The organism is Microbacterium terrae, assembly GCF_017831975.1.
Lineage (GTDB): Bacteria > Actinomycetota > Actinomycetes > Actinomycetales > Microbacteriaceae > Microbacterium > Microbacterium terrae.
The window spans coordinates 640,834-660,956 of sequence record NZ_JAFDSS010000001.1; the positions used below are offsets into that span (position 1 = coordinate 640,834).

General features: G+C 70.2%; 18 protein-coding genes and 1 tRNA gene. 13 read left to right on the forward strand and 6 right to left on the reverse strand.

Going from position 1 to position 20,123, the window contains the following annotated elements; all coding sequences use genetic code 11:
• Window positions 1–43: 43 nt before the first annotated feature.
• Entirely contained in the window at window positions 44–982 is a 939-nt protein-coding gene (locus tag JOD63_RS02920; protein ID WP_045277376.1) for a metallophosphoesterase, read from the reverse strand.
• Entirely contained in the window at window positions 982–3,819 is a 2,838-nt protein-coding gene (locus JOD63_RS02925; protein WP_045277377.1) for a transglycosylase domain-containing protein, read from the reverse strand. The genes JOD63_RS02920 and JOD63_RS02925 overlap by 1 nt, the downstream gene beginning before the upstream one ends.
• 109 nt (window positions 3,820–3,928) lie before the next feature.
• Here JOD63_RS02925 and JOD63_RS02930 point away from each other — a divergent pair, with 109 nt between their 5' ends.
• Window positions 3,929–4,153: a hypothetical protein gene (locus JOD63_RS02930; protein ID WP_045277378.1), complete on the forward strand. Its 225-nt coding sequence runs from the start codon at window positions 3,929–3,931 to the stop codon at window positions 4,151–4,153.
• A 1-nt stretch (window position 4,154) separates the two neighbouring features.
• Window positions 4,155–4,622 carry a RidA family protein gene (locus JOD63_RS02935; RefSeq protein WP_045277379.1) on the forward strand — a complete coding sequence of 156 codons (468 nt, stop codon included), beginning with the start codon at window positions 4,155–4,157 and terminating at the stop codon, window positions 4,620–4,622.
• 69 nt (window positions 4,623–4,691) lie between these two features.
• Here JOD63_RS02935 and acs read toward each other — a convergent pair whose 3' ends face one another.
• Window positions 4,692–6,671 carry an acetate--CoA ligase gene (acs, locus tag JOD63_RS02940; RefSeq protein WP_045277380.1) on the reverse strand — a complete coding sequence of 660 codons (1,980 nt, stop codon included), beginning with the start codon at window positions 6,669–6,671 and terminating at the stop codon, window positions 4,692–4,694.
• A gap of 432 nt (window positions 6,672–7,103) precedes the next feature.
• Here acs and JOD63_RS02945 point away from each other — a divergent pair, with 432 nt between their 5' ends.
• The 9 genes from JOD63_RS02945 to JOD63_RS02985 all read left to right on the forward strand — a co-directional run bounded on the left by JOD63_RS02945 (window position 7,104) and on the right by JOD63_RS02985 (window position 16,671).
• Complete coding sequence (locus JOD63_RS02945; protein WP_084613805.1) at window positions 7,104–8,315, forward strand: TadA family conjugal transfer-associated ATPase; 1,212 nt, start codon at window positions 7,104–7,106, stop codon at window positions 8,313–8,315.
• Window positions 8,300–9,268, forward strand: coding sequence for a type II secretion system F family protein (locus JOD63_RS02950; RefSeq protein WP_271180705.1), 969 nt, complete (start codon window positions 8,300–8,302; stop codon window positions 9,266–9,268). The genes JOD63_RS02945 and JOD63_RS02950 overlap by 16 nt, the downstream gene beginning before the upstream one ends.
• 114 nt (window positions 9,269–9,382) lie before the next feature.
• Entirely contained in the window at window positions 9,383–9,616 is a 234-nt protein-coding gene (locus JOD63_RS02955; protein WP_045274021.1) for a DUF4244 domain-containing protein, read from the forward strand.
• On the forward strand, window positions 9,616–9,984 hold the full coding sequence (locus JOD63_RS02960; protein WP_084613289.1) for a TadE family type IV pilus minor pilin: 369 nt from the start codon (window positions 9,616–9,618) through the stop codon (window positions 9,982–9,984). The genes JOD63_RS02955 and JOD63_RS02960 overlap by 1 nt, the downstream gene beginning before the upstream one ends.
• 82 nt (window positions 9,985–10,066) lie before the next feature.
• The gene (locus tag JOD63_RS02965; protein ID WP_211088033.1) at window positions 10,067–10,396 is read left to right on the forward strand and encodes an Rv3654c family TadE-like protein; all 330 of its coding nucleotides are present in this window, start codon (window positions 10,067–10,069) and stop codon (window positions 10,394–10,396) included.
• 102 nt (window positions 10,397–10,498) lie between these two features.
• Window positions 10,499–13,204: a type I DNA topoisomerase gene (topA, locus tag JOD63_RS02970; protein ID WP_045275221.1), complete on the forward strand. Its 2,706-nt coding sequence runs from the start codon at window positions 10,499–10,501 to the stop codon at window positions 13,202–13,204.
• Window positions 13,201–13,860: a dTMP kinase gene (tmk, locus tag JOD63_RS02975; protein WP_045275220.1), complete on the forward strand. Its 660-nt coding sequence runs from the start codon at window positions 13,201–13,203 to the stop codon at window positions 13,858–13,860. The genes topA and tmk overlap by 4 nt, the downstream gene beginning before the upstream one ends.
• A gap of 103 nt (window positions 13,861–13,963) precedes the next feature.
• Window positions 13,964–15,121: a DNA polymerase III subunit delta' gene (locus JOD63_RS02980; protein ID WP_045275219.1), complete on the forward strand. Its 1,158-nt coding sequence runs from the start codon at window positions 13,964–13,966 to the stop codon at window positions 15,119–15,121.
• 44 nt (window positions 15,122–15,165) lie between these two features.
• Entirely contained in the window at window positions 15,166–16,671 is a 1,506-nt protein-coding gene (locus JOD63_RS02985; RefSeq protein ID WP_211088165.1) for an alpha/beta hydrolase, read from the forward strand.
• Between the two features lie 21 nt (window positions 16,672–16,692).
• Here JOD63_RS02985 and JOD63_RS02990 read toward each other — a convergent pair whose 3' ends face one another.
• The 3 genes from JOD63_RS02990 to JOD63_RS03000 form a co-directional block, all read right to left on the reverse strand.
• A complete protein-coding gene (locus JOD63_RS02990; protein WP_084613451.1) occupies window positions 16,693–17,352 on the reverse strand; it encodes an ABC transporter permease subunit in 660 nt (219 codons plus the stop codon).
• Window positions 17,345–18,379, reverse strand: a complete 1,035-nt coding sequence (locus JOD63_RS02995) for a methionine ABC transporter ATP-binding protein (RefSeq protein ID WP_045275217.1) — start codon at window positions 18,377–18,379, stop codon at window positions 17,345–17,347. Before JOD63_RS02995 ends, JOD63_RS02990 begins: the two co-directional genes overlap by 8 nt.
• A 66-nt stretch (window positions 18,380–18,445) precedes the next feature.
• Window positions 18,446–19,336: a MetQ/NlpA family ABC transporter substrate-binding protein gene (locus JOD63_RS03000; RefSeq protein ID WP_045275216.1), complete on the reverse strand. Its 891-nt coding sequence runs from the start codon at window positions 19,334–19,336 to the stop codon at window positions 18,446–18,448.
• A 231-nt stretch (window positions 19,337–19,567) separates the two neighbouring features.
• Between JOD63_RS03000 and JOD63_RS03005 the strand changes: the two genes are divergently transcribed.
• A tRNA-Thr gene (locus JOD63_RS03005) sits at window positions 19,568–19,640 on the forward strand.
• Window positions 19,641–19,716: 76 nt separating this feature from the next.
• On the forward strand, window positions 19,717–20,115 hold the full coding sequence (locus JOD63_RS03010) for a hypothetical protein (RefSeq protein WP_045275215.1): 399 nt from the start codon (window positions 19,717–19,719) through the stop codon (window positions 20,113–20,115).
• Window positions 20,116–20,123: the final 8 nt, after the last annotated feature.

Consider the following 20,123-nt stretch of genomic DNA (forward strand, 5'->3'; position numbering starts at 1 on the left):
CCACGAGTCTACCTGATCGCGGGCGATGCTCCGAACCGCGCTATCATCGCCGGCCGGCGCGCAGCGTGATCAGCGACGCCTCGGGGCGGCATCCGAATCGCACCGGCGCGTAGATCGAGTGACCGAGGCCGGCGCTCACGTTGAGGGGCACGGTGCGTCCCTGATGGGTCCAGGAACTCAGGCCGCGTGCCTGGTCGAGCGGGATGTCACAGTTCGCCACGAGTGCCGATCGCGAGCCCGGGATGCGCACCTGGCCCCCGTGGGTGTGGCCCGCGAGGATCACGTCGGCGCCGAAGCCCGTGAACGCGTCGAGGACACGGCGGTACGGTGCGTGAGAGACGCCGAGCGTGATCGCCGCGCTGCCGGTCGAGCGCTGAGCCGCGAGGAGGTCGGGGAGGACTTCGAGACGGTCCCACCCGCGATGGGCGTCGCTCACGCCGAAGGTGTCGATGCGGAGGCCCGCGACCTCGAGAGACCCGACGGCGTTGTTGAGGTCGAGCCAGCCGAGCTCGTCACCGAGGTATGAGTCGAGCGCTGTCGTGTCGAGCGGGTCCTCCTCGCGGACGACCTTCGACGGGCCGGAGAAGTATTTGAGCGGATTGCGCGGCGACGGGGCGGCGTGGTCGTTCGATCCGTGCACGAACACGCCCGGCACGCCGCGGAACGCGTCGAACGCCGCGCGCAGGCCGCGGAGTCCGTCGGGGTGGCCCATGTTGTCGCCGGTGTTGACGATGAGGTCGGGAGCGAGGCGCTCGAGGCCGGCGATCCAGTCCTGCTTGCGGTGCTGCCAGGGCGCCATGTGGGCGTCGGACAGATGCAACACGCTGACGCTGGGGGAGCCGGGCGGCAGGACCGCGAGGTCGTGCTCGCGCACCGTGAACAGGTAGCGCTCGATGCCGATGCCCCACACCGCTGCCGCCGCGCCGACCGCCCCCACCGTGCCGAGCACGGTGAGGGCGGTGCGCTGAGAGCCGCGGGGCACTAGTCGTCGCTGCCGTCGGAGCCGCCGCCTCCGGCGCCGCAATCACGACTGGTGTAGTCGACGGTGATCGACGTGTTCCGGTTCACGACCGACCCGGCGGCCGGGCTGGTCACGGTCGCTCGGTCCGCGCGGCCCCCGTCCTCGTCCTGGACGCAGGTGCCGGCCTGAACGCTTCCGAATCCGGCATTGCGCAGCATGCTCAGCGCTTTGTTGAGTTCGCGGCCGGAGACGTCCGGCACGGTGACTCCCTTGCCGTTGCTCGGACTGATCGTGACGGTGGCCCCGCCCGAGACCTTGCCGGGAGCCGGGTCCTGCTCGGCCACGATGCCCTTGTCTTCGGACGAGCTCACCGCGCTTCCGACGGTCACCGTGAAGCCGGCGTCCGTGAGGATCTTGGTGGCCTCCTCCACCGTCTTGCCGACGACATTCGGCAGATCGGTGAGCACCTGACGGCTGAGGTTCGTGTCGGGGGCCGGGAAGGCGGTGCCCGCATAGCGCGCGTTCGCGGCGGCCTGCGTCGCCTTCGCGATGCTGTAGCGGATATCGGAGAGGCGGTAGCCGCTGTCGGTCCAGGTGCGGAAGACGTCACCGTGACCGTAGACGTTGCCGGCCCATGTCGCCGTGGCAACCTTCGTGCTCGACTCGACGAGCCACGTCTGCCACGCCTCGTGGGTGCCCGTCTTGCCGATGAGTGCGGTGCCGTCCCACGTGTTTCCCTGCGAGCCGGTTCCGCCCGAAGCCATGACGCCCTGCAGCGCGTACGCGGCGGTCGCGGCGACCTTCGGGTCGATCACTTGCGTGCAGGAGCGCTCCGGCACGGCCATGTCCTCGCCCTCGGCATCGACGATCGCGTCGATGACCTGCGGCTGGCAGTAGACGCCCTTGTTCGCGACGGTCGCGTAGGCACCGGCGATCGAGATGGGGGAGACCGTATTGGTGCCGATGATCGAGGCGAGCGTCTTCATCTCGACCTCGTTGCCGTTGGCCTGGGTGACGCCCATCTTGGTGGCGACCTTCTTGATGTCGCAGAGGTCGAGCTTCTCCGCCATCGCGAAGTAGCCGGTGTTCAGCGACGACGCGGTGAACTGCATCGGCGTGCCGATGCGGCCCGGGGCCTTGGCGAAGTTGTTGACGACGGTGTTCGACTCGTTGTACCAGTCGCCGTCGCACGAGTTCGTGAGCTTGGGGAAGACCCGCAGCGACCCGTTGAGCACCTGATTGACCGAGTTGCCCTTCTCGAGCCAGTCGACGAGCGTGAAGAGCTTGAATGTGGATCCCGCGTTGAAGCCGGTCGATCCGCCGAACGTCGTGTCTCCAGCGAAGACGAGGGACGAGAAATCGGGATCGTCGGCGACGGAGGCGTCCTCGCTGAACTTCGTGTTCTGCGCGATCGCCAGGATGCGGCCGGTGTCGGCCTCGATGCTGACCGTCGTCGAGCCGAACCGTCCCGTCGATCCGCCCTCCGAGGTGGGCATCGAGATCGAGGTCGGCGCGTACGTCGACGTCGCGACCTCGGCCGCCTTCTGGACCGTGGTGTCGAGGGTCGTGTAGATCTTTAGACCGCCCTGGCGGAGCGCCTTCAGACGGTCGTCCTCGGTCTCGCCGAACGCGGGGTCGTTCTTGATGACCTCCACGACGTACTGGCAGTAGTATGCGGCGGCGCCGGTCGAGGCGCATCCGTCCTTCGGCCGGGTGATCTCGGGGGTGATCGGCGCAGCGGCGGCGGCGACGTATTCCTCGCGGGTGATCTTGCCGTCTTCGAGCATGCGGCTGAGCACGTAGAGCTGGCGGACCTTCGTCGAGGTGTAGCCGTCAGCAGCCTCGAGGCGCTGCTCGTCGGTGATCTCACCGGACTCGACCAGCGAGTCGAGCACGCGCAGATCCGCACCCTCGTCGATCACGCCGTCGGGTGCCTTGTTGTACGAGTTGCCCTCGTTGTCGAAGATCGACCCGTCCTTGAGGTCGATGCGGTAGCTGTTCGGGTTCTGCACGATGCCGGCGAGGATCGCCGCCTGGCCGACCGAGAGATCCTTCGACGCGACGTTGAAGTAGTACCGCGCCGCGGCGTCGATGCCGTAGGTCGTGCCGCCGAAGTTCGCGATGTTGAGGTAGCCGAGGAGGATGTCCTCCTTGGAGTACTTCTTCTCGAGCGAGATCGCATAGCGCATCTCCTGCAGCTTGCGCTGGATGCCGTCGTTGCCCTTCGCGGTCGTCGCAGCCGACCAGCAGTTCGCGTTGACCTGATCGCGACGCGCGTTGATCTCGTCCGCCGTCGGGGCGACCGGGTCGACGCCCTCCTTCTTCGCGGCCTCTTCGGCTTCGGCGGTGAGCTCCTCGATGGCCGTCGTCTTGGCCGTCGCCTCGCAGCGCTGCACGAGGATGTTCTTCACGTACTGCTGGCTGATCGACGAGCCGCCCTGGGTCTCGGCGCCGCCCTTGATGTTCGAGAGCACCGCGCGGGTCGTGCCGATGAGGTCGATGCCGCCGTGCTCGTAGTAGCGGGGGTCTTCACTCGAGAGGATCGCGTCGTACATGACCGGCGAGATCTCGTCGTAGGTGACCGGTGACCGGTTCTGGTCGTAGAACTGGGTGAGCACCTTGGTCTCACCGGTCTGAGCGTGCTTGTAGTAGATCGTCGTCGGCAGCATCAGCTTGTCGATCTCGAGTTCGCTCGGGAGGTTGTCGAACATCGTGATGGCGCTCGACGCGGCGGCGCCGGAAAGGGCGATCGCGGGGGTGATCGTCGCGGTCACGAGCACACCGGCGACGGCGCTGAGGCCGACCAGGCCCGCGAGTCCGCCGAGCACACCGGTAGCCGTCCGTTTGGTATCAGGCATAGGCTTGATCGTAGGGGAGATACCTGGGCGATTCCCTGACGGGCATGCCCGCATCGGGGTGTTTCCCAGTCACCGTCAGCGCTCACGCGCCATCCCCTGAGGAGTCCGAATGACGACGTGGGAGTACCTCACCACGCCCCTCCTGATCCACAACACCGCAGCGATCCTCAATAACTGGGGCAAGCAGGGGTGGGAGCTCGTACAGGTCGTGACCGGCCCCGAAGGTGGGCTCGTCGCGTACTTCAAGCGCCCGGCCGGCGGCGGCGACAGCGCCGCGTCGAACGCCGGGCTCGGGGCAGCTGCCGAGGCAGCCAAGCAGTTCGAGGGGAACTGACGTGGGCGTCGCGGACCGTCTCGCCGAACTCGGCATCGATCTTCCCGACGTCGTCCCGCCCGTCGCGGCGTACGTGCCGGCCAAGGCGCACGGCGACCTGGTCTACACGGCGGGGCAGCTGCCCATGGTCGCCGGCGCCCTCCCCGCGACCGGCAAGGTCGGCGACGGGGACGGGCTCGTCCCGGCCGCCGACGCGAACGCCTACGCGCGTCAGTGCGCGCTCAACGCGATCGCCGCGGCCGCGGCCGCCGTCGGAGGAGTGGACCGCCTCACCGGGGTGCTGAAGCTCACCGGTTTCGTCGCCTCCGTCCCCGAATTCACCGGCCAGCCCGGCGTGATCAACGGCGCGAGCGAGGTGCTCGGCGAGATCTTCGGCGACGCCGGCAAGCACGCCCGCTCGGCTGTCGGCGTGCCGGTGCTCCCGCTCGACTCGCCCGTCGAGGTCGAGGTCGTCTTCACCGTCGCCTGACGAACGGAGGAGAGGCGGATGCCGCGGCCCCGGGCCACGGCATCCGCCTCTCGCGTCGGTGCCGACGCGCTACTTGACCTGCGCCGAGATCACGCTCATCACGGCGGTGTCGGCGAGCGTCGTGGTGTCGCCGACCTCGCGGCCTTCGGCGACGTCGCGGAGGAGTCGCCGCATGATCTTTCCGGAGCGGGTCTTGGGCAGCTCGCCGACGATGTAGACGTCGCGGGGGCGTGCGATCGGGCCGATCTGCTCGCCGACCCAGCCGCGCAGGGTCTGACCGAGGCCTTCGACGGGGTGCGCGTCGAGATACGACTGCTTGATGATCACGAATGCGACGACGGCCTGACCGGTGGTCTCGTCCGAGGCGCCGACGACGGCGGCCTCGGCGACGGCGTCGTGGCCGACGAGCGCCGACTCGATCTCGGTGGTCGACAGGCGGTGCCCCGACACGTTCATGACGTCGTCGACGCGGCCGAGGAGCCACACGTCGCCGTCGGCGTCGAGGCGTGCGCCGTCGCCCGCGAAGTAGTAGCCCTGCTTCTGGAACTTCTCCCAGTAGGTCTCGACGAATCGCTCCGGGTCGCCCCAGATGCCGCGCAGCATGCTCGGCCACGGCTCGGTGATCACCAGCAGCCCGCCGTTGCCGTTGCCGACGTGCGCGCCGTCCTCGTCGACGACGTCGACCGAGATGCCGGGCAGGGGAACCTGGGCCGAGCCGGGCTTCGTCTCGGTCACGCCGGGGAGGGCCGAGATCATCATCGAGCCGGTCTCGGTCTGCCACCAGGTGTCGACGATCGGCGCGCTCTTGTCGCCGATCACCTTGCGATACCACATCCACGCCTCGGGGTTGATGGGCTCGCCCACCGAGCCCAGCAGGCGGATGCTCGACAGGTCGTACTGCGCGGGCACCTGACGGCCGATCTTCATGAACGAGCGGATCGCCGTCGGAGCGGTGTAGAAGATCGTCACGCCGTACTTCTGGATGATCTCCCACCAGCGGCCGGGGTGCGGTGTGTCGGGGGTCCCCTCGAACATCACCTGCGTGGCGCCGTTGGCGAGCGGGCCGTAGGTGACGTACGAGTGGCCGGTGATCCAGCCGATGTCGGCCGTGCACCAGTACACGTCGGTCTCGGGGTGGATGTCGTGGACGACCTTGTTCGTGAACGCTGACTGGGTGAGGTACCCGCCCGAGGTGTGGAGGATGCCCTTCGGCTTCCCGGTCGTGCCCGAGGTGTAGAGGATGAAGAGCGGGTTCTCGGCGGGGAACGGCTGGGCGATGTGATCGTCGGATGCCGCAGGCACGACGTCGTGCCACCAGAGGTCGCGCCCCTCGGTCCACTCCACCTCGTTCTCGCCGCGTCGGACGACGAGCACGTGTTCGACGGTCTCCTGCACGCCCGCGCCGCGATCGGCGAGGGCCTGGTCGACTGCAGGCTTCAGCGGCGAGACCTTGCCCTTGCGGTACCCGCCGTCGGCGGTGATTACGAGCTTGGCGCCGGCGTCGTCGATGCGGGCGCGCAGGCTGTCGGCCGAGAATCCGCCGAAGACGACCGAGTGGATCGCCCCGATGCGCGCGACGGCGAGCATCGCCGCGACGGCCTCCGGGATCATCGGCAGGTAGATCGCGACGCGGTCGCCGTGCCCGACCCCGAGGCCCTCGAGCACGTTGGCGAGGCGCTTGACCTCATCGGTGAGCTCGGCGTAGGTGACGCGCCGGTCGTCACCGGGCTCGCCCTCCCACAGCAGCGCCACACGGTCGCCGTTGCCGGCTTCGACGTGGCGGTCGAGGCAGTTGTAGGCGACGTTGAGCTCGCCGTCGGCGAACCACTGCGCGAACGGCGGGTTGGTCCAATCGAGTACCTGGGTGAATGGGGTGTGCCAGTGGAGATCCCGGGCGCGGTCGGCCCAGAAGCCCTCGCGGTCGGCGGCGGCCTGGGTGTACAGGTCCGCCTGCCCGACGGCGTTCGCGGCGAATTCGGACGACGGGGCGAAGCGGCGCGTCTCGTCGAGGAGGTGGTCGATCTGGCTGCTCGGCGACTGGATGCTCATCTGAGCACGCTCCTTTGCGGGCTGGGACAGGGTGTTCGCGGACAGGTCCGGCGAGTCTGTCGAGAACGGTACCCAGCCTCCCCGACACGCACTACCCCCGATAGTGGGGAGTCGCATCCGGTCGCTCCGAGAGGACCGTGGATCGGACACAACCGATATATCGGTTGGAAGAGGCGCTTTTCGGTGGTGGGAGCGCATTCATTCGCATATGCTCATCAGCGGCCGAACATCGATTCTGGCATTGCGGCGCCCCGTTCACCCCCCGAAGTGAGGCGTCGCGCACGGCGGCATCCCATTCCCCCCATGGGATGCCGCCTCCTATTTTCCGGCGGCGCGACATCCGCTCCTCCCCACCCGGGTGTCGACGGGAAGCGCTCCACAGCGGCCGCGTTCGTCGTCTGGTGACCGGATGCCTCCGCCTAGCTTCGGGGCATGCCCGAGCCGTTCCTCGTCCAGCCTCGTCGCCCGCGCGCGGCGGTCGCGGGGGAGCGCGTGCGGATCCGCGCCGTCGGGGCGCTCGACGACACTCGCCACGTCGGTCCGCGCGGAGCGGAGTCGACCGGGTTCGCGCCGGGTGCGGCATCGACCGGGTTCGTGCCGCGGGCGGTACGTGCGGCAGCCGTCGACGACGGCGGGCCGACTCCGCGAGACCGCAGCCCCGAACGGACGGAGCCCGGCGAGCGCGTACCCGCGCGGTCGTGGACGGATCACGCGCTGCTGCAGCCGCTCCGCGCGTACCTCGAAGACCCCGCCGTCACCGACGTGTTCGTCAACGGATCCGCGGGTCTCTTCGTCGACCGTGGTCGGGGTGCGGAGCCGGTTGCGCAGTGGCGAGCGGCCGAGGCCGATGTGCGCGAGCTCGCGATCGCGCTGATCGCGCTCGGCGGCCGGCACCTCGACGATGCCGCGCCCGCCGTCGACGTGCGCCTCGACGGAGGCGCGCGCGTCCACGCGGTGCTCCCGCCGGTCTCAGCCGGCGGAACCGCGATCTCGATCCGCGTGCCGCGGCTCGACAGGGTCGATCTCGACGCCCTGGACCGCGCCGGGATGTTCGCCGCCGGCATTCGCTCCGTGCTCGACGACGCGGTCCGCCGCCGGGTCAACCTGCTGGTCACCGGCGCTGCCGGCGCCGGGAAGACGACCCTGCTCGCCGCCCTCCTCGGCGCAGCAGCGCCGGGCGAGCGGATCGTCACCGTCGAGGACGTCGCCGAACTGCGCATCGACCATCAGCACCACGTCCGACTCGAGGCTCGGCAGGCCAATCTCGAGGGCGTCGGCGCGATCGACCTCGCGCGCCTCGTCCGCGAGGCGCTGCGCATGCGTCCCGACCGCCTGGTCGTGGGGGAGTGCCGGGGCGCGGAGGTGCGCGAACTGCTGTCGGCGCTCAACACCGGTCACTACGGCGGCGCCGGCACGCTGCACGCCAACAGCCTGCGCGATGTTCCGGCCCGGCTCGAGGCTCTCGGCGCGCTCGCCGGCCTCGACGATGCGGCTCTCGCGCGCCAGGCTGTCGGCGCAATCGGGCTCGTCGTGCATGTCGAGCGTCGAGAAGACGGCGCGCGGCAGGTCGCCGGCATCGCCCGTCCGTTCATCGACGACGGCGGGCGGCTGAGCGTGGAGGATGTGCCGTGCTCGGCCGGCTGATCTCGGCCGGTCGCGCGACGCGGACGACGGATGCCGCGGCAGCAGCGGACACCGTGCTGCGGCTGGCGGTGCTGCTGCAGGCCGGCATCGCCCCGGCGCGGGCGTGGCAGCACCTGGCGGAGAACGGCGATCCGGCGGCGACCTCGGTGCGTGATGCGATGGCCGAGGGAACCTCGATGATCGACGCCATCTCCCGAGCGGGGGATGCTCCACACGGCGGGGGAGGGCGGGCAGTCGGGCCGACGACGACGGCTCGAGTACGCGACTCGACCGCGCCCTGGGATGACGTCGCAGCGGCCTGGCGGGTGGCGACCGTCGTCGGCGCGCCGCTCGCGGCGAGCCTGCGCTCTCACGCATCGGCGCTGCGCGACGCACAGGAGACCGCCGACGACGTGCGCGCCGCGCTCGCCGAACCGGCCGGCACCGCGCGCCTGCTGTCGTGGCTTCCGCTGGTGGCGGTGGGCCTCGGTGCCGCGCTCGGCTTCGATACGTTCACCGTCCTGCTGACATCGCCGGTGGGGTGGGGATGCATCGTCGCCGGCGGCGCCCTCACCGTCGTCTCCCACCGGTGGACGCGGCGTCTGGTCCGCGCACAGGCCGCGCCCGACTCCTTTCCGGGGCGGACGGCGGAGCTGCTCGCGATCGCGCTCGGGTCGGGGGTCTCGGTCGACCGCGCCCTCGACCTGGCAGGGCAGGCGGGCGCTGAGGCCGACGCCGAGTGCACCCGCGTGCTCGCGCTCTCGCGGGAGGCCGGCGTGCCCGCCGTCGAACTGCTCCGCGCGCACGGCGCCTACGAGCGGCACCGGGCGCGGGTGGAGGGGCGGCTGCGTGCCGCGCGTCTGTCGTCTCGACTGCTGCTGCCTCTCGGCGTCTGCACCCTGCCCGCATTCCTCCTGCTGGGGGTGGCTCCGCTGTTCCTCGGTGTGCTGGCGTCCACGCCGCTCATCATCTGACGGTGCGCCACATGCCCTCCCTCCGGATCTCGTGCCCACCCCTCGTGCCCAGTCGAAACCGACACCGACCGCTCCGCTGCATCCGCGGCGAAGCGCAAACAGATAGGAGCAGCGATGAACATCCCCGGATCGAGAAGCCGTGAGGTGATCCCGCGTCTGACTCGCCGTCGCGCCGAGCGCCTCTTCCTCCATCGAGACCCCGATGACGTCGGCGCCGCGACCGCGGAGTACGCCATCGCGACGATGGCGGCGGTCGCCTTCGCCGGACTGCTGGTCGTCATCATGCGCAGCGACGAGGTGCGCGGCATCCTCACCGACCTCGTCCGCCGCGCACTCACGGTGGCCTGATGCGGCGACTCGGCGGCGGAGGAGCCTGGGGCCTCGGCGCGGGTGATCGTCCCGACGATCGGGGTGCGGTCGCCGCCGAGTTCGCCGTGGCGCTGCCCGTGGTCGCGCTCGTGCTCGTGTTCGGGGTGACGATGCTCGGGGTGAGCTCGGCGCAGGTGCGCCTGCAGGATGCCGCGGCCGATGCCGCGCGACTCGCGGCCCGTGGCGAGAGCGCCGCCCGCGTGCTCGACGCCGTCGAGTCCGCTGTGGCCGGAGCCCAGGGAGACATCGAGCAGCGGGGCGACCTCGTCTGCGTGATGGCGCAGGCGCCGACCCGCCTTCCGCTGCGGATCGCCGCGACGAGCTGCGCGCTCGCGGGCGGGTTCTGACCCGAGATGCCCGTGACCCTGCGGTGCTCGCGACCGTGCGGCACGAGTGACTCCGACCAAGCGCTATGAGAGGAGGTGAATCATGGCAGGAGCGGTGGCCGCGGTCGGAGTGATCGCCTGCGCGGGCGCCGTCGGGTTCGCGCTCGCGACGGCGGGGGCGGCATCCGTCTGCAGCCAGCGGGTCGCCGCAGCCGCCGACGCCGCCGCCCTGGCGGCGGCCGACACGGCAGCCGGCGCGGCCGTGGGCGTCCCCTGCGAGCGGGCCGCCGAGCTCGCCGAAGCGGGCGGCGCCCGACTCGTCGCGTGCGATCTCGACGGGCTCGTCGCGACGGTGGAGGTCGCCGGCGACTTCGGTCCCTTCGAGGTCGCCGCCCGTGCCCGCGCTGGTCCTCCGCCCACGGGAGGACCATGAAAGGGGGTGCTGCCGAGGCGGTGCGCAGTGGTGGCCGAGTGCCCTCACAGCGCCGGTCCGGTCGGTGGAGTGTATGGTTTGCGACGAAGAAAGGATGGCCCGGTGACAGAAGGCAAGAAGCTCGTCATCGTCGAGTCACCGACGAAGATGAAGTCGATCCAGGGCTACCTCGGCGATGGTTACGAGGTGCTCAGCTCGGTCGGGCACATCCGCGATCTCGCCGACAAGAAGGACATCCCGGCGGAGAAGAAGAAGGCGTACGGCAAGTACTCCATCGACGTCGAGAACGGCTTCGATCCCTTCTACGTTCCGAGTGAGCGCGGCAAGAAGACCGTCGCCGAACTCAAGCGCGCGCTCAAGAACGCCGACGAACTCCTGCTCGCGACCGATGAGGACCGCGAGGGCGAGGCGATCGCCTGGCACCTGCTCGAGGCGCTCAAGCCCAAGGTTCCCGTCAAGCGCATGGTGTTCCACGAGATCACCAAGGACGCCATCCAGGCCGCCGTCGGCAACACCCGCGAACTCGACCTCGCGCTCGTCGACGCGCAGGAGACCCGCCGCATCCTCGACCGCCTGTACGGGTGGGACGTCTCGCCCGTGCTGTGGATGAAGGTGCAGCAGGGCACGTCCGCCGGTCGCGTGCAGTCGGCGGCCACGCGTCTCGTCGTCGATCGCGAGCGCGAGCGCATGGCGTTCGTCTCGGCCTCGTACTGGGACATCGAGACGCAGGCGTCGTCGGGCTCAGAGTCGTTCGCGGCGCGCCTCGCGCGCCTGGACGGAGCGGCCCTCGCCCGCGGAACCGACTTCGACGACCGTGGAACGCTGAAGAAGGCCGTCGTCGTCTTGAGCGAGGCCGAGGTGCGCGAGCTCGCGACAGCGATCGAAGCCGCCGGCGAAGCATCCGTCACCGCACTGGAGGCGAAGCCCGGCACCCGCAGCCCCAAGCCCCCCTTCACCACCTCGACCCTCCAGCAGGAGGCGGGGCGCAAGCTCTCGATGAGCGCCAAGCACGCCATGAGCGTCGCGCAGCGTCTGTACGAGAAGGGCTTCATCACCTATATGCGCACCGACTCGACGGCGCTGTCGACGCAGGCCGTGACCGCGGCGCGCGCGCAGGCGGTCGCGATGTACGGCGACAAGGCGGTGCCCCCGAACCCGCGCACCTACCGCAACAACGCGAAGAACGCGCAAGAGGCGCACGAGGCGATCCGCCCGTCGGGCGACATGTTCCGCACCCCCTCCGAGGTGTCGAAGGAACTCGACCGCGACGAGCAGCGGCTGTACGACCTCATCTGGAAGCGCACCATGGCGAGCCAGATGTCCGACGCGAAGTACGAGACCACAACGGTCACCCTCGCCGTCACCGCCGCCGGGCGGCGCGCGGAGTTCACCGCCTCGGGCACCGTCTACACCTTCAAGGGCTTCCTCGAGGCGTACGAGGAGGGCAGCGACGAGAAGCGCTCCGACGCCGATCGTGCCGAGAACCAGTCGCTCCCGATCGTCGCGGTCGGCGATGTGCTCCGCCTCGACGAGGTCGAGCCGAAGGGGCACAGCACGAGCCCCAAGCCCCGCTACACCGAGGCCTCGCTGGTCAAGGCGCTCGAGGAGAAGGGCATCGGGCGCCCGTCGACCTTCGCGAGCATCATCGACGTGATCATCAACCGCGGGTACGTCACCAAACGCGGCCAGGCCCTCATCCCGAGTTGGCTCGCCTTCAGCGTGGTGCGGCTGCTCGAACAGCACTTCGCCGACCTTGTCGACTACGACTTCACCGCGGCGCTCGAAGACGACCTCGACGCCATCGCACGCGGCGAGCAGAAGCGCCAGGACTGGCTGCAGGAGTTCTACTACGGCTCCGAGGGCCACGTGGGTCTGCGCAACATCGTGGACAACCTCGGCGAGATCGACGCCCGCGCGCTCAACTCGACGCCCATCGGCGACGTCGCGACCCTGCGGTTCGGCAAGTACGGTCCGTACCTCGAGATCCCGGATGCCGAGAACCCCGACGCGGAACCGCGCCGCGTGAACATCCCCGAAGACCTGGCGCCCGACGAGCTCACGCCCGCCCGCGCCCAGGAGCTGATCGATGCTCCGGTCGCCGGCGACCGCGTGCTCGGCGAGAACCCGGCGAACGGCAAGATCGTCGTCGTGAAGGACGGCCGGTTCGGCCCCTACGTGCAGGAGACCGATCCGCCCACCGTCGAGGACGCCGACGAGTCCACCGGCGAGATCGTCGAGGAGCCTCCCGCGACGAAGAAGCGCGCTGCCGCGAAGAAGGCGCCGGCCGCCCCGAAGCCGCGCACCGCGTCGCTGTTCAAGTCGATGTCGGTCGACACGATCGACCTCGAGACCGCGCTGCGCCTTCTCGATCTGCCGCGCACGGTCGGCATCGACCCCGAGACCGAGGTGCCGATCACGGCGCAGAACGGCCGCTACGGCCCGTACCTCAAGAAGGGCACCGACTCGCGCACGCTGCAGAGCGAGCAGCAGCTGTTCGACATCACCCTCGAGGAGGCGCTCGCCGTCTATGCGCAGCCGAAGTACGGCAACCGCGGTGCATCGAGCGCACTCAAGGAGTTCGAGGCCGACCCCGTCAGCGGCAAGCCGATCAAGGTGAAGGACGGCCGATTCGGCGCGTACGTCACCGACGGTGAGACGAACGTCACGATCCCGCGCGGACAGACGCCCGACGACATCACCTTCGAGATCGCGGTGCAGATGCTCGCCGACAAGCGCGCCAAGGGTCCGGCTCCCAAGCGCACCACGCGGCGTACGACGACCACCCGCAAGCCCGCGGCCAAGAAGTGACGGCGGGAGCCGAGCGCGCGAGCGCGCCGGGGCTCTTCGTCACCTTCGAGGGCGGCGACGGCGTCGGCAAGACGACCCAGTCGACGCTGCTGGAGGAGTGGCTGCGCGGGGCCGGGCACTCGGTGGTGCGCACCCGCGAACCCGGCGGCACCGAGGTGGGTGTGCTCATCCGCGACATCGTGCTCCACCACCGCGGCGAGGTCGCACCGCGCGCGGAGGCGCTGCTCTACGCGGCCGACCGCGCGCACCACATCGAGTCGCTGGTGCGCCCGGCGCTCGCCCGCGGCGAGGTCGTGATCCAGGACCGGTACCTCGATTCGTCCGTCGCCTATCAGGGGGCGGGACGCGTGCTCGGGCGCGACGAGGTGCGCGATCTCTCGCTGTGGGCGACGGGCGGACTCCTCCCCGATCTCACCGTGCTGCTGGACCTCGATCCGGCGGCCGCCCGCGCCCGCCTCGACGCCGACGACAAGCCGTTCGACCGGCTCGAGTCCGAGCGCGAGACCTTCCACGCCCGGGTCCGCGACGAGTTCCTGTCGCTCGCCGCAGCCGAACCCGACCGCTTCCTCGTGCTCGACGCCTCGCGCCCCGCGCACGACCTCGCCGGCGACATCCGCACTCGGGTCCGCGCTCTGCTCGACCTCGACGCCGCATAGTCGGCTCGAGGGCGCGAGCAGATGTTCCGCAGTACAGCGCTGCGGTCCGTTCGGGCTCTGCGCCCGCACCGGAGCGTCGGAGCGGGCGATTAGGCTGGTCGGCATGGTGGCACCCTCCGACGTCGCGAGCCCGCCGTGGAACGACGTCTGGGGCCAGGACGACGCCGTGGAGGCGCTGCGCGGCGCGGCATCCGATCCCGCCGCCCTCGCCCACGCCTGGCTCATCACCGGCCCGCCGGGCTCCGGGCGCTCGACGCTCGCCTACGCCTTCGCCGCCGCGCTGATCGCCGAGCCGGGAGACGAGGCGGCGATGAACCAGGTTCTCGCCCGTACGCATCCCGACCTCACCTCGCTGCGCACCGAGGGCGTCATCATCTCGATCAAAGACGCGCGCGCTCTCGTGGAGCGGTCGTACTTCGCGCCGTCGCTGGGTCGCTACCGGGTGATCGTCATGGAAGACGCCGACCGCATGGCCGAGCGCACCTCGAACGTGCTGCTGAAGGCGCTCGAAGAGCCGCCGGAGCGCACGGTCTGGGTGCTGTGCGCGCCGAGCGACGCCGATCTCCTCCCCACGATCCGCTCGCGGGTGCGCACGCTGCGCCTGCGCGAGCCCGAGATCGACGATGTCGCACGGCTCATCACCCAGCGCACGGGTGTCGACGCGGCCACCGCCGAGCAGTCGGCGCGGCACGCGCAGCGGCATATCGGCATGGCGCAGCGACTGGCGACGGATGCCGCGGCCCGCGCGCGCCGCGACGACATGCTGCGCGCCGTCCTCGCGGTCCGCGGCGTCGGCGGCGCGGTCGAGGTGGCGGGTCGCATCGTCCAGGCGGCCACCGACGACGCGAAGGCTCTGACTGCGGAGCGCGACGAGGCGGAGCGCACTGGGCTGCTCCGCACGCTCGGCATCGTCGAGGGCGCCGCCGTGCCGCCCGCGGTGCGCTCGCAGCTGTCTGCACTCGAAGACGATCAGAAGCGGCGCGCGACGCGCAGCCTCCGCGACGGCATCGACCGCGTGCTCACCGACCTCGAGTCGATGTACCGCGACGTCGTCATGCTCCAGTACGGACGAGACACCGACCTGATCAACCGGGAGCTCGAGCCTGACCTCCGCGCCCTCGCCGCGGCGTGGACTCCCGAGCGCACGCTCGTCGTACTCGAGGCGATATCTCTCACGCGAGACAATGTCGAGCAGAACGCCGCGCCCGCGCTCGCCCTCGAGAGCATGCTCATCACCGTGGCCAGCGGAAGGACCCTGTGAACGACTCCCCCCGCAGGCGCACGCGCGTCGGCGTTGCCCTCGGCATGCTCACCGCTGCCGCGCTGCTCCTCACCGGCTGCCTGTACTCGCTCATCCCCGAGGAGTCGCCGCGGTCCACCGCCAGCGCCGCACCCGTCACCGACGGCGTGTCGCCCGACTTGCTCCCGTTCTACTCGCAGACGCTCGACTGGGCGCCGTGCAGCGGCAGCTTCGAGTGCACGACGGTCACGGTTCCGCTCGACTGGACCGACCCCGCCGCCGGCGAGCTCGACATCGCCGTCACCCGCAGCCGCGCCGAAGGCGGCGAACCGCGCGGCTCGATCCTCACCAACCCCGGCGGCCCCGGCGCCAGCGGCATCGACATCGTCCAGTCTTCGCTGTCGTTCATGGTCGGCGATCCGGTCCGGGCCGTTTACGACACGATCGGATTCGACCCGCGCGGGGTCGGGCAGTCCACGGCGGTGCGCTGCCTCGACGCCGCCGAGATGGACGACTACCTCTACGACATCCCCGCCGCAGAACGCGGCACCACCGCATGGGAGGACGAGCTGCTCGATCGCCATCGCGACTTCGCCGAGGCGTGCGATGCGTCGAGCGACGGCATCCTCCCGTTCATCACCACCGAGAACGCCGCTCGAGACATGGACGTGCTGCGCGCCGTCCTGGGCGACAGCGAGCTGACCTACCTCGGCTACTCGTACGGAACCTTCCTCGGCGCGACGTACGCCGAGCTGTACCCCGACCGCGCAGGCCGGCTCGTGCTCGACGGCGCCGTCGACCCGTCGATCTCGGGGCTCGAGGTCGGCACCGTGCAGGCGGTCGGGTTCGAATCGGCGCTCCGCGCCTACATGGCCGACTGCTTGACCGACGACGCCTGTCCGTTCCGCGGATCCGTCGACCAGGCGATGGCCGACCTCGGCACGCTCCTGGCAAGCGTCGACCGCGACGCGCTCCGCAATGGCGACGGGCGGATGCTGGGCGCCGACGCCCTCATGACGTCGATCATCTCGCCGCTGTACGCGGAGTGGAGCTGGCCTGCACTCACGCAGTCGCTGACGGCGGTGCTCGCGGGCGACCCGACATTCGCGTTCGGCCTCGCCGACGAGTACTACAACCGCGTCGACGGCGTGTACGTCGACAACCAGACCGAGGCGTTCCGCGCGTACAACTGCCTGGACTACCCGGTCGAGGTCGACCCCGAAGACACCGCTGCGGCCGAGGCGCGGATGGAGGCCGAGGCTCCCACGATCGCCCCGTACTGGTCCGGACCGGATCCGTGCTCGGTGTGGTCCTACCCTCCGACCGGGCAGCGCGGGCCGATCGCCGCCGACGGCGCGCCGCCGATCGTCGTCGTCGGCACCACGAACGACCCGGCGACGCCGTACGAGTGGGCGGTCTCGCTCGCCGATCAGCTGTCGTCGGGAGTGCTCGTCACCCGCGTCGGTGAGGGGCACACGGGCTACAACAAGGGCAACGAGTGCGTCGACACGGCCGTCGAGGACTACCTCGTCGACGGCATCGTTCCCGAAGACGGTCTCACCTGCGAGTAGTGCCGGGGGCGCGCCGCCGCTTCAGCGGCGCAGCACGCGACGAGCGAGGGCGTTGCCCACGAACTGCACCACCTGCACGATGACGATGATCACCAGCACCGCCGCCCACGTCACCCACGGGTTGAACTGCTTGAACCCGTAGACGATCGCGAATTCGCCGAGGCCGCCCGCCGCGACAGCTCCCGCGATCGCGGTCATGTCGACGAGGGCCACCACGATGAAGGTGTAGCCGAGGATCAGAGGCCCGAGGGCCTCGCGGGGCACCAGCCGCAGGAGGATCCGGCCGCGACCGGCACCCGCGGCCCGCGCGGCTTCGATCACGCCCGGCTTGACCGTGAGCAGGTTCTGCTCGACGATCCGGCTGATCGCGAAGAGCGATGCGACGCTGATCGCGAAGATGCCGAACTCCGGGCCGATCCCGGGGATGCCGACACTGCGGGCGATCGGCTGCACGGCGGCGAGGAGGATGACGAACGGGATCGGGCGGAAGAAGTTGACCGTCACGTTGAGGGCGCCGAACACGACGCGGTTCGGGAAGATGCTGCCGGCACGGGTGGCGTACAGCGCGATGCCGAGCAGCAGTCCGCCCGCACCGCCGAGGATGAGGGCGAACGAGACGACGTACAGGGTCTCGAACGTGGCCGCCCACATCTCGGGCAGCAGGTCGACGAGCCTATCCACGGGGGTCCTCCTCGATCAGGGGTGCGAACCGCGATGCGGCGACGATCGCCGCATCCACGCTCGCGTCGTCACCCGTGAGGGCGAGCGTCAGGTGTCCGAAGACGCGTCCGCGGATGTCGTTGATGCCGCCATGGATCAGTTCGAATCGCGCGCCGTTCGCCGCGAGCGCCGCGAAGACGTCGCCCTGCGCGCGGTCGCCGTCTCGGATCTCGAACGTGACGATGCGGCCCGGATGGCGGTCGCGGAGCGTCCGCAGCTGCTCGCCGCGCGGGACGTCCTCGATGATGCTCGCGACGAAGCGGCGGGTGGCGGGATGCTGGGGGGCCGAGAGCACGTCGAACACGGCGCCCGACTCGATGACGCGGCCGGACTCCATCACCACGACGCGATCGGCGAGCGTGCGGATCACGTCCATCTCATGGGTGATGACGAGGATCGTCACACCGAGCTCGACGTTGACCCGTTTCAGCAGCGCGAGGACTTCGGCGGTGGTGTCGGGGTCCAGAGCGCTGGTGGCCTCGTCGGCGAGAAGGATGCGGGGGCTCGTCGCGAGCGCCCGGGCGATGCCGACCCGCTGCTTCTGTCCGCCCGAGAGCTGCTCCGGGTAGCTGCGCGCCTTGTCGGCGAGTCCGACGAACGCGAGCAGTTCGCTCACGCGGGCCGAGATCTCGGCACGAGGTCGCCGCGCGATCTCGAGCGGATACGCGATGTTGCCGGCAACGGTCCGCGAGTCGAACAGGTTGAACTGCTGGAAGATCATGCCGATGTCGCCGCGCAGAGCCCGCAGCTCGCGTTCGCGGAGGCGCGTGATGTCCCGACCGTCGACCTCGACGGTGCCCGCGGTGGGTGTCTCGAGCGCGTTGACCAGCCGGAGCACGGTGCTCTTGCCGGCGCCGGAGTATCCGATGATGCCGCACACCTCTCCCGCGGCGATCTCGAGCGACACGTCGTCGACGGCGACGACGGCAGGGCCATCGGAGGTCGCCGGGAAGGTCTTGCTTGCGCCGGTGAGGCGGATGAGCGTCATATCGCTCCTTCTGGGAACGCGCAGGTGCGGCCCGCTCCTCGGAACGGGCCGCACCTGCGTCGGGGCTTACTGGTTCGCGCGGATGTCGTCCTCGACCTCGGCGAGCGAGGTGGCGAGGTCGGCCGCGGGCGTCTTCACGAGGACGGCGGTTCCGCCCGAGGCCTCGATCACGCCGTCGGTCACGGTCTGGGTGTCCTGGTAGATCTCGATGAGCTTCAGGTACGTGGGGTTGTCGGCATCCTCCGCGCGCGCCGCGAAGATGTTGATGTACGGCACCGCGTTGGGGTCGGAGGGGTCGTCGACGGCGATGGCGTCGTCGAACTCCAGCCCGGCGTCGGCGACGAAGTCGTTGTTGATGATGGCAGCCGCCACATCGGGCAGCGAGGTCGCCGTGAAGGCGGCATCCAGCGCCTCGACGGTGACCTTCGACTCGGGCAGCACGTCCGCGACGGTGGAGAAGATCGAACCGCCGTCCTCGAGTTCGATCAGTCCGGCGGACTGCAGCACGAGCAGGCCGCGAGCCTGGTTCGACTCGTCGTTCGGCACGGCGACGGTGGAGCCCTCGGGGATCTCCTCGACCGAGCCGTACTGCGTCGAGTACAGGCCGAGGGGGTAGATCGCCGTCGAGCCGAGGGCGACGAGGTCGTCGTCGGCCTGCACGTTGTAGGTCGCCAGATAGATGACGTGCTGGAACTGGTTCAGGTCGAGCTCGCCGGCCGCCAGTGCCGGGTTCGGCTGGGTGTACTCGGTGAAGTCGACGATCTCGACCTCGATGCCCTCGGCCGCGGCGGCTTCGGTGTAGGTCTCCCAGTACGGGTCGCCAGCGCCGACGACGCCGATGCGGACGACCTCGTCGGCCGCGTCGCCGGACGCGGCGCTCGAGCCGCCGGCGCACCCGGCGAGGGCAAGGGACAGGGGGAGGACGATCGCTGCTGCGGCGATGAACTTCTTCGACATGCGGTGCTCCTGTGGTTCAGGGCCCGGCCTCGGTCTCGCGCGGCCGTGCGGAGAACCGCAGGAGTGGACCGCGCTCGCCTCGACGCGGTGCCGATACGACCGTACGGCGCCGGTCGACGATCGCGAAACATCCCCGTAACACGTCGACACCGCCGGGCGGATGCGGCGTGGTTCGCGCGGCGTCCCGCGACCCTGTAAGATTGCTCATCGTGCGTCGCGCAAGCGGAGTACGCCACCTTAGCTCAGTCGGCAGAGCGATTCACTCGTAATGAATAGGTCAAGGGTTCGATTCCCTTAGGTGGCTCCGAACCGGAAGCGGCCGCTGCAGGCGGCCGTTTTCCGTATCCGGGCTCGCCCGGCAGGGCGGATGCGGAGGAACGGTGGCTGAGCAGGCTCTGGACGCCATCCTCGAGATCTTCGCGTGGATCGGCGTCGGCACGGGGCTCTTCGTCCTCACCTTCGCCCTCATCCTGCGACTCGCCGACGGAACCTGGTTCGCCGCCCGCGCGGTCGTCGAGGAGTCCGACTCGGGCAGGCTCGTGCGGTGGTTCGACCACGAGGGCGGCGTCGGCGAAGCGGCTCTCTCACACGACCAGGATCGCCAGATCGGCACCGACGACATGGCCGACATCTTCTACCGGCAGGGCGTCCCCGGGCGGATGCGTCTCACCCGGCACTCGCCGGCGGTGCGCGCGGTCATGCTGCTGGGCCTCGGCCTCGTCGGCGTCGGAGTCCTCGCGTTCGCGGCATCCGTCGTCGTGCTCTTCATCCGAGGCTGAGCCGCGCG

What these genes read in the sequence shown, in the direction of transcription:
- JOD63_RS02925 (WP_045277377.1), bottom strand. Translation starts at nt 3,819, where the DNA reads ATGCCTGATACCAAACGGACGGCTACCGGTGTGCTCGGCGGACTCGCG.
- JOD63_RS02930 (WP_045277378.1), top strand. Translation starts at nt 3,929, where the DNA reads ATGACGACGTGGGAGTACCTCACCACGCCCCTCCTGATCCACAACACC.
- acs (WP_045277380.1), bottom strand. Translation starts at nt 6,671, where the DNA reads ATGAGCATCCAGTCGCCGAGCAGCCAGATCGACCACCTCCTCGACGAG.
- JOD63_RS02945 (WP_084613805.1), top strand. Translation starts at nt 7,104, where the DNA reads ATGCCCGAGCCGTTCCTCGTCCAGCCTCGTCGCCCGCGCGCGGCGGTC.
- JOD63_RS02955 (WP_045274021.1), top strand. Translation starts at nt 9,383, where the DNA reads ATGAACATCCCCGGATCGAGAAGCCGTGAGGTGATCCCGCGTCTGACT.
- JOD63_RS02960 (WP_084613289.1), top strand. Translation starts at nt 9,616, where the DNA reads ATGCGGCGACTCGGCGGCGGAGGAGCCTGGGGCCTCGGCGCGGGTGAT.
- JOD63_RS02965 (WP_211088033.1), top strand. Translation starts at nt 10,067, where the DNA reads ATGGCAGGAGCGGTGGCCGCGGTCGGAGTGATCGCCTGCGCGGGCGCC.
- JOD63_RS02980 (WP_045275219.1), top strand. Translation starts at nt 13,964, where the DNA reads ATGGTGGCACCCTCCGACGTCGCGAGCCCGCCGTGGAACGACGTCTGG.
- JOD63_RS02985 (WP_211088165.1), top strand. Translation starts at nt 15,166, where the DNA reads ATGCTCACCGCTGCCGCGCTGCTCCTCACCGGCTGCCTGTACTCGCTC.
- JOD63_RS02995 (WP_045275217.1), bottom strand. Translation starts at nt 18,379, where the DNA reads ATGACGCTCATCCGCCTCACCGGCGCAAGCAAGACCTTCCCGGCGACC.
- JOD63_RS03000 (WP_045275216.1), bottom strand. Translation starts at nt 19,336, where the DNA reads ATGTCGAAGAAGTTCATCGCCGCAGCAGCGATCGTCCTCCCCCTGTCC.